This is a genomic window from Phenylobacterium sp. (assembly GCF_004297125.1).
In the GTDB taxonomy this organism is placed as follows: Bacteria; Pseudomonadota; Alphaproteobacteria; order Caulobacterales; family Caulobacteraceae; genus Phenylobacterium.
Map to the genome: position 1 here is coordinate 127,283 of NZ_SCVD01000007.1, position 6,517 is coordinate 133,799.

Annotated in this window: 9 protein-coding genes and 1 pseudogene; 3 read left to right on the forward strand and 7 right to left on the reverse strand. The window is 63.7% G+C overall.

Translation table 11 applies throughout. The annotated features are described in order from the left end of the window. Positions 1 to 14 precede the first annotated feature (14 nt). The 5 genes from EPO51_RS04655 to EPO51_RS04675 form a co-directional block, all read right to left on the reverse strand. Positions 15 to 626 (reverse strand): recombinase family protein, encoded by a 612-nt coding sequence (locus EPO51_RS04655; protein WP_293346508.1) that lies wholly within the window; start codon positions 624 to 626, stop codon positions 15 to 17. Positions 627 to 639: 13 nt separating this feature from the next. Then, positions 640 to 882, reverse strand: a complete 243-nt coding sequence (locus EPO51_RS04660; RefSeq protein WP_293346511.1) for a DUF2442 domain-containing protein — start codon at positions 880 to 882, stop codon at positions 640 to 642. Further along, positions 857 to 1,099: a DUF4160 domain-containing protein gene (locus EPO51_RS04665; protein WP_293346514.1), complete on the reverse strand. Its 243-nt coding sequence runs from the start codon at positions 1,097 to 1,099 to the stop codon at positions 857 to 859. Before EPO51_RS04665 ends, EPO51_RS04660 begins: the two co-directional genes overlap by 26 nt. Positions 1,100 to 1,276: 177 nt before the next feature. After that, complete coding sequence (locus tag EPO51_RS04670) at positions 1,277 to 2,107, reverse strand: AAA family ATPase (RefSeq protein WP_293346516.1); 831 nt, start codon at positions 2,105 to 2,107, stop codon at positions 1,277 to 1,279. Further along, positions 2,104 to 3,576, reverse strand: a complete 1,473-nt coding sequence (locus EPO51_RS04675) for a Mu transposase C-terminal domain-containing protein (RefSeq protein ID WP_293346519.1) — start codon at positions 3,574 to 3,576, stop codon at positions 2,104 to 2,106. The genes EPO51_RS04670 and EPO51_RS04675 overlap by 4 nt, the downstream gene beginning before the upstream one ends. Before the next feature lie 169 nt (positions 3,577 to 3,745). Here EPO51_RS04675 and EPO51_RS04680 point away from each other — a divergent pair, with 169 nt between their 5' ends. Next, the gene (locus EPO51_RS04680; RefSeq protein ID WP_293346522.1) at positions 3,746 to 4,315 is read left to right on the forward strand and encodes a recombinase family protein; all 570 of its coding nucleotides are present in this window, start codon (positions 3,746 to 3,748) and stop codon (positions 4,313 to 4,315) included. Positions 4,316 to 4,390: 75 nt separating this feature from the next. Here the strand turns inward: EPO51_RS04680 and EPO51_RS28045 are convergent. Beyond that, a pseudogene (locus EPO51_RS28045) lies at positions 4,391 to 4,453 on the reverse strand (hypothetical protein); the annotation flags it as partial. Then, positions 4,425 to 4,739: an enoyl-CoA hydratase-related protein gene (locus EPO51_RS04685; protein WP_293346525.1), complete on the reverse strand. Its 315-nt coding sequence runs from the start codon at positions 4,737 to 4,739 to the stop codon at positions 4,425 to 4,427. The pseudogene EPO51_RS28045 and the gene EPO51_RS04685, both read right to left, overlap by 29 nt. 113 nt (positions 4,740 to 4,852) lie before the next feature. On the opposite strand from EPO51_RS04685, the gene EPO51_RS04690 reads away from it, so the two are divergent. Beyond that, positions 4,853 to 6,004 carry an amidohydrolase family protein gene (locus EPO51_RS04690; RefSeq protein WP_293346528.1) on the forward strand — a complete coding sequence of 384 codons (1,152 nt, stop codon included), beginning with the start codon at positions 4,853 to 4,855 and terminating at the stop codon, positions 6,002 to 6,004. A 78-nt stretch (positions 6,005 to 6,082) separates the two neighbouring features. Continuing rightward, positions 6,083 to 6,517: acyl-CoA dehydrogenase family protein (locus EPO51_RS04695; RefSeq protein ID WP_293346531.1), on the forward strand; the 435-nt coding region annotated here is incomplete at its 3' end.

Here is a 6,517-nt window from a genome sequence, read left to right on the forward strand (position 1 = left end):
TCGGTTGGGCTCACTTACGCCGCTGCGGAGGCGAGGAGACGCTGTCCAGGGTCCTTCAGCGTGCCGTCGGCGTGCAGGTAGTGATAGAGTGTGCTTGAGGGGATATCGCCCAGTTCACGACAGATCTGAGGGATGGTTCTGCTCTTGTCGGCCATCAGGTGCTGGGCGAAGCGCAGCCGTTCCGGCGTCATGACCCGAGGGCGGCCGCCCTGTCGTCCCCTGGCGCGCGCCGCGGTGAGACCTTCGTTGACCCGCTGTCGGATCAGATTGCGCTCCATTTCCGCGAAGGCGGCTTGGATCTGCAGGAAGGCGCGCCCCGCGGGCGTGGTCGTATCCATCGGCGAATTGAGCGCCTTGAACGCGACGCCTTCCTTTTCGAGGTCCTCGATCATCCCAATGAGGTCCCGCGCCCGACGTCCAAGCCGATCAAGGTCGAGAACCGTGAGCACGTCGCCAGCGCGCAGGTAGCCGAGGCAGGCGACCAGGCCCGGGCGATCGGCTTGAACGCCGCTCAGCCGATCGTCGAAGATCTTCTCGCAGCCCGCTGCCGTCAGCGCATCGATCTGGCGATCGAGAACCTGCCGCTCTTCGCGTGTCGAGACACGGGCATATCCAATCAAAGCCATCGGGTCTCGCCGGTCAGCTCGACCGCAGGAGCGTGGCCACGGCGATGTCCTCGTCGATGTCGGGCCAATGGATGCCCTGGCCACCGCCGATCAGACGCCAATGTTTGCGCTGCTCGGGGGTGGCGTCCCGCAGACGCGGAAACCACTCCAACGGCGCGTCCAGTTCTCGCCCATCCGCCAGGACGATGTGCAACGCCAGATCGGTCGTTTGGACATCGACCGCGTCGCTATCAAGCTTCAGTGCCGAAATGCCCATGCCAGGCCTCCTTGAATGCCACGCGGTGTTCGATAACCAGGGCGCGGATACGGTTCATCTCGTGGGATCGAAAACCGCGCGAGCCGGCGAGCTGGACCGGATCGAGCCAAAACTTGGCGGCGCACTGGTCGCGTTCGACGTGGATGTGCGGCGGCTCCGCCCCTTCGAGGCTGTAGAAGAAGAAGCGGAACCCGGCAACATTCATCACCGTGGGCATGGGCCGCTTCTTCCTCTCGGCCTGGCGCCTTCAGCGAACCAATATCGCCACGAAAAATATCACCGACCATCAGCTTTTCGGCAATAGATTAATTTGGCTTTTTCGTGGGCCAATCGACCTTCCGAGGTGTCCATTGGGGTGTGAGCTTCAGCGCTAAATGGCGGATGATCTCCAGCGCTATATGGCGCCGATGACGAGCGTGCTCCGGGCAGCTTCGACCACGTCGTCGGTGATCACCGACAGGCCGTTGATCTTCAGGATGCGCTCGATCTGGATGAAGAGGCGCTGCAGCAGCCGGAAGTTTCCGCCAGTGATCCGGGCGATAGTGGCGATCGCCTGGGCGTCGGTGAAGTCGGCGTCGTCGAGCAAAAGGCCCAGTTGGCGCCAGTGGCGGGTAAGAACGAAGGTGAGTTCCTCTTGATGCAGCGGCCGATAGTGGTGGGCGAAGCCCACTCGGCTGTAGAGCTGGGGGTATCGAGCCAGGCGCTTCTCCATGCCCGGCATTCCGATCAGGATCACCGCCATGCCGGTGCGGTCGAAGATGTCGCGAACGAGTTCGAGCGCGGCGGTTTGCAGCCGCTCGGCTTCGTCGATTATGACCATTTCGACCAGTCGATGAACGTGGAGTCGGGGAACCTCTACGCCCTCACGGCGTAGCTGCTCTTCGATGCAGGCACTGATTGCGACAAGGCTGTGGCCCAGGGTGTCGCGCAAATCGCGCAGGGTTCCCATTACGGCGGCCGTGAGAAACACAGTCCGCGTCTTGGCCATCACCGCCAGGACCTCGGCGGTCATGGTATCTGACGTGCCTCCAAGCTCAAGAATCGGCTCAGCCTGGTCCCAATGAGCGTAGCGGCGGGCCGACAGCGTCTTGCCGACACCGGCAGGCCCATAACAGAGACCGATATAGCGGTGTTGACGAACGGCTTTGGCGAACTCGAGGAAGCGTCGATGCTCTTTGGTGGCGATGAAGGTGGGTTCCCGCCGGCGGACGCTCGATGTCATCATGTCCCGTCCTCCTCGTAGATCTTGAGCTTCGATCGGGTCGGTCGGGCGGGTGACCCCGGCTTTGCGGCGCCGGACGATGCGCCGGCGACCGGGAGGAAATCCGCCACGCGAGCGATCCGCTCGTTGATGCCGTTGCGGAGCGCCTGGCGATGCGCCCGGCGAGCCGCCTCAATGTCTTTCAGCGTCACCGTGTTGCCGGCGTGCTCCTCGCTGACGGCACGGCAGAGGAACCGGTCGCGATGGAACACCCGGATTTCAGAGAGGTCGCGCGGATCGTAGCGGATGGTGACGGACTCTCGGATGTAACCGGCGAGCGTGGGGCTGACGTAGCGGAGACCTTGAAAGCGGACCCCGTCACGCTGAACGGTGCGCGCCTTGGCGTGCATGATGAGGAGCAGATCGAGGTCTTCCAGGTTGTCGGGCAGGCGCGGAAGGAAGCCGTCCCCACGCCAAGCGTCGAGCGGCGTCTGACCGGTCTCGCTGTGAGGGCGAACATGGTAGATGCCGGACACGAAGGCGCCGATGGCGCGATCGAGTTCCGCCAAAGACAACCTCGGAGCAGCTGCCGCCTTGCCGCCGGATAGCCAGCCGGGAAGCTCAGGCAGCAGCTCCGTATTGATCGTTCCGAACAACCGCTCGATCTTGCCGCGGCCCTGCGGGCGGCCGACGGCGGAGTACGTCAGCTGAAAGCGTAGCGCGGCCGAGACCTGTTCGAGGTGCAGGCTCGTGAAGTCGCTGCCATGATCGACGTAGAGCATGTCCGGGATACCACAGACCGGCCAGGCCGCCTCGCTCTTGCGCCATATGGCCTGCCGAAGCGCGAGGCAGGTGTTCAAGGCGGACGGCGCCCCGAGAAAGACGGCGTAGCCGGCGACAGCCCGAGAATGGTCGTCGAGCACCGTGGTCAACCAGGGCCGAGCCGGCTTGCCCCGCTCGTCCAGAATAAGGAGATCGAGCATGGTGTGATCGGCTTGCCAGACCGCGTTGGGCGCTGCGGCGCGATGGCGATGGATCAGTTCGTAACGGTCCCGAAAACCGGCGATGCCATCGTGAGCCAACGCCACCATCCCCGGTTCGAGGCGCGCGATGATGGCGTGCACGGTGCTGTAAGATGGCGCGCGCCAGCCTTTGGCTCTTGCGGCCTCGGCGACCCGCCGATGGATCGTGGCGGCTGAGACCCGCGGCCGCTTGAGCGCCATTCCCTCGATCAGGCCGACGAGATCGGCCGGCGTCTGTCGAACGCCCGCGTCCGAGCGGGTGAGACGCTCCAAGCCTGACAGGCCGTGCATGCGATAACGAGCCAGCCAGCGCTGCGCAGTGCGGAGCGGGACTCCAGCGGCCCTCGCTGCGAAGGTGAGCGGAACTTCATCGTCCAGGACTGGCCGGAGCACGGCGAAGCGAGCCATCGCTTTCCTGCGCTGTTGTCCGGCCTCGGTGTCGAGCGCCATTGGCGCTGCCGGCTGCTCCATGCCGCCCTCCGCACGTGCGCGGGTGTCCGAAAGAGGATCGTTGAACGGACGGTCCGCCCCGCACGAACCGCGCCCCACAAACTCAGGACCTCCGGAGTCTCATAAGACCCGTACGCTGAGTCTTTCATTGAGGGGAGGCTTAACGTACACTTTCGGCATGACGACAACCTTGATCGGTTACGCCCGCTGCTCCACCGACAAGCAGGACCTCGCCGCCCAACGCGCGGCGCTCCAGGAGCTCGGCGTGGCGGCCGATCGCATCTACACCGACCACGGCTTGACCGGTGCGAACCGCTCCCGGCCGGGGCTGGATCAGGCTCTCGCCGCGGTCCGCAGCGGCGACACGCTGGTCGTTCCCAAACTGGATCGCTTGGCCCGGTCAGTTCCGGACGCGCGCTCCATCGCCGACGCCCTGGTCGCTCGGGGCGTCAAGCTCAAGCTGGGAGCGAGCATCTATGATCCCGCTGACCCGATGGGGAAGATGTTCTTCAACATCCTGGCCACCTTCGCCGAGTTCGAGGGCGACCTCATCCGACTCCGGACGCGCGAGGGCATGGCGATCGCCCGCGCACGAGGGAAACTCAAGGGAAAGCAGCCGAAGCTCTCGGAGAAACAGCAGAAGGAGCTGCGCCGGATGCACGGCACCGGCGAATACGCGATCAGCGATTTGGCGGAGCTGTTCTCGGTGTCCCGCCCGACCGTGTACCGAACACTCAACCGCCAGGTCCCCGCCACATAGCCCTGGAGATAGACCGCCATTAGCGTCGGAGTTCACACCTATCCTGGCCAGGGACATGCCGAATCGGGCGGATTCGCTCGCCACCACGAAGTCGCAATGCAAGGCCAGTTCATTGCCGCCGGCGATGGCGTCGCCCTGGACCACGGCCACCACCGGCACAGGGTAGAGTTCGATTGCGTGGAGCATCGTCTCTATGGCCGACGAGCCAATCACGCCGCCGCGGCGTTCCCCGCAGATCGAGGCCCGCGCAAAACACCGGTCCCTCGGCGCGGATCACCGTGACCCGCTCCCGGGCGGCGGGCGGACCGGTGAAGGCCTCGGTCAGCGACGCCAGCATATCCGCGTCGAGCGCGTTGCGCTTTTCGCCGCGCGCCAGCGTCACCTCACGAACCGCGCCGTCGCTGGCCACCCTGACCTTCGCCATCACTTCCTTCCAATCGCTGCCCGAAGCTCGAACTCGATGCCGCGCTCACGAGCAAGGACCACACGTACGTGTTTCATGCTAACATATATCTGCTACGTATTGAGACGCACCAGGTGATCGCGATCACGTCACCCTTCCGAATCGACGCGGGGTCGAAAGAGATGATCAAGAAGCCCATATCGGCGGACTCGCACATCACCGAGCCGCCGCATTGCTACGTGGATTACATCGACCCGAAGTTCCGCGACCGCGCGCCGCGGATGGAGCGGCTCGACAAGATCGGCGATGTCTTCGTCATCGAAGGACTGCCCTCGCCGATTCCAATGGGGCTGGTCGCCGCAGCTGGCAAGGACCCGTCGCAGATCACGACGCACGGCGTGGCCTTCGAGGATCTGTGGAGAAGCGGCTGGGACGCCAAGTTCCGCGTGGCCGATCAGGAACGGGACGGCGTTGCGGCCGAGTTCATCTATCCCACAGTCGGAATGATGCTCTGCAATCATCCCGACTTCGATTTCAAGAAGGCCTGTTTCGACGCCTATAATCGATGGCTGCAGGAGTATTGCGGCGAGGCTCCCGACCGGCTTTACGGTCTGGCGCAGGTTTCCATGCGCACGCCGGAGGACGGCGTCGCGGAAATCCTTCACGCGAAGGAAATGGGCTTCAAAGGCGTGATGATGCCCGGTAACCCCGCCGTGGAAGACTACGACTCCACCGTCTACGACAAGGTCTGGGCAGCCGCTGTCGAGTGCGACATGCCGCTGTCCTTCCATATCCTGACCGGCAAGTCGGACAGCCTTGCAGGCCAGACGCGCGGTCCGCGGATCAACGGCTTCCTATCCATTATCCGCGGCTGCCAGGATGTGATGGGCACGTTCATATTCGGCGGCGTCTTCGATCGTTTTCCCGGCCTCAAGGTCGTCTGCGTCGAGGCCGACGCGGGTTGGGTCCCACACTACATGTATCGCATGGACCACGCCTACAAACGCCATCGCTACTGGATGAAGGCCCCCCTGCTCGCGCGCATGCCGAGCGAGTATTTCAGGGACAACATCTATGTGACCTTCCAGGATGACTGGGTGGCGTTCAGGATGAAGGACATGTGCAATGTCCGTCGACTGATGTGGGCGAACGATTTCCCGCATTCCGATTCAACCTGGCCCCTGTCGCAAACCATGCTCGAAGAGCACACCAAGGACTTGAGCGAGCAGGAACGGAACTGGATCTGCCACGACAACGTGGCGGAGCTGTACGGGATCGCCGTCTGACAACTACGCAATCTAGACGTGGCCGTCCTAGCCGCATTTGAAACTGATCGCGTCCCTTCAAAAACTGGAGTTCTTCTAATGGCTGACGGCGCAGATCAGACTATCGAGGCTTTTCGTCAGGACGTGCGGGCCTGGGTCGAAGTCAACTTCCCGCAGGACCTTGAAGGCCTGGGCAATCCGATCGTGCTAGAAGAGCGCCCTAAGCCTACCGAGGAACAGGTCGCCTGGCGCAAGGCGGTCGGCGAAAAGGGCTGGGGGACGCCGACGTGGCCTGCCGAATACGGCGGTGCGGGGCTTTCTTCGGCCCACGCCCGAGTTATCCACCAGGAATTTTCGCGCGCTGGCGCCTACAACCCGATCGGGGGAATGGGCGTCATGATGTTCGGCCCGACGTTGCTCGAGTACGGCACTGAAGAACAGAAGCTGGAGCATATTCCGCCGATCTGCCGCGGCGAAGTTCAGTGGTGCCAAGGCTACTCCGAGCCCGGGGCCGGCTCTGATCTGGCCTCCCTG

Excerpts from the sequence above, each read along its gene's own strand:
- EPO51_RS04655 (WP_293346508.1), bottom strand. The coding sequence starts at position 626 with ATGGCTTTGATTGGATATGCCCGTGTCTCGACACGCGAAGAGCGGCAG.
- EPO51_RS04660 (WP_293346511.1), bottom strand. The coding sequence starts at position 882 with ATGGGCATTTCGGCACTGAAGCTTGATAGCGACGCGGTCGATGTCCAA.
- EPO51_RS04665 (WP_293346514.1), bottom strand. The coding sequence starts at position 1,099 with ATGCCCACGGTGATGAATGTTGCCGGGTTCCGCTTCTTCTTCTACAGC.
- EPO51_RS04670 (WP_293346516.1), bottom strand. The coding sequence starts at position 2,107 with ATGATGACATCGAGCGTCCGCCGGCGGGAACCCACCTTCATCGCCACC.
- EPO51_RS04675 (WP_293346519.1), bottom strand. The coding sequence starts at position 3,576 with ATGGAGCAGCCGGCAGCGCCAATGGCGCTCGACACCGAGGCCGGACAA.
- EPO51_RS04685 (WP_293346525.1), bottom strand. The coding sequence starts at position 4,739 with ATGGCGAAGGTCAGGGTGGCCAGCGACGGCGCGGTTCGTGAGGTGACG.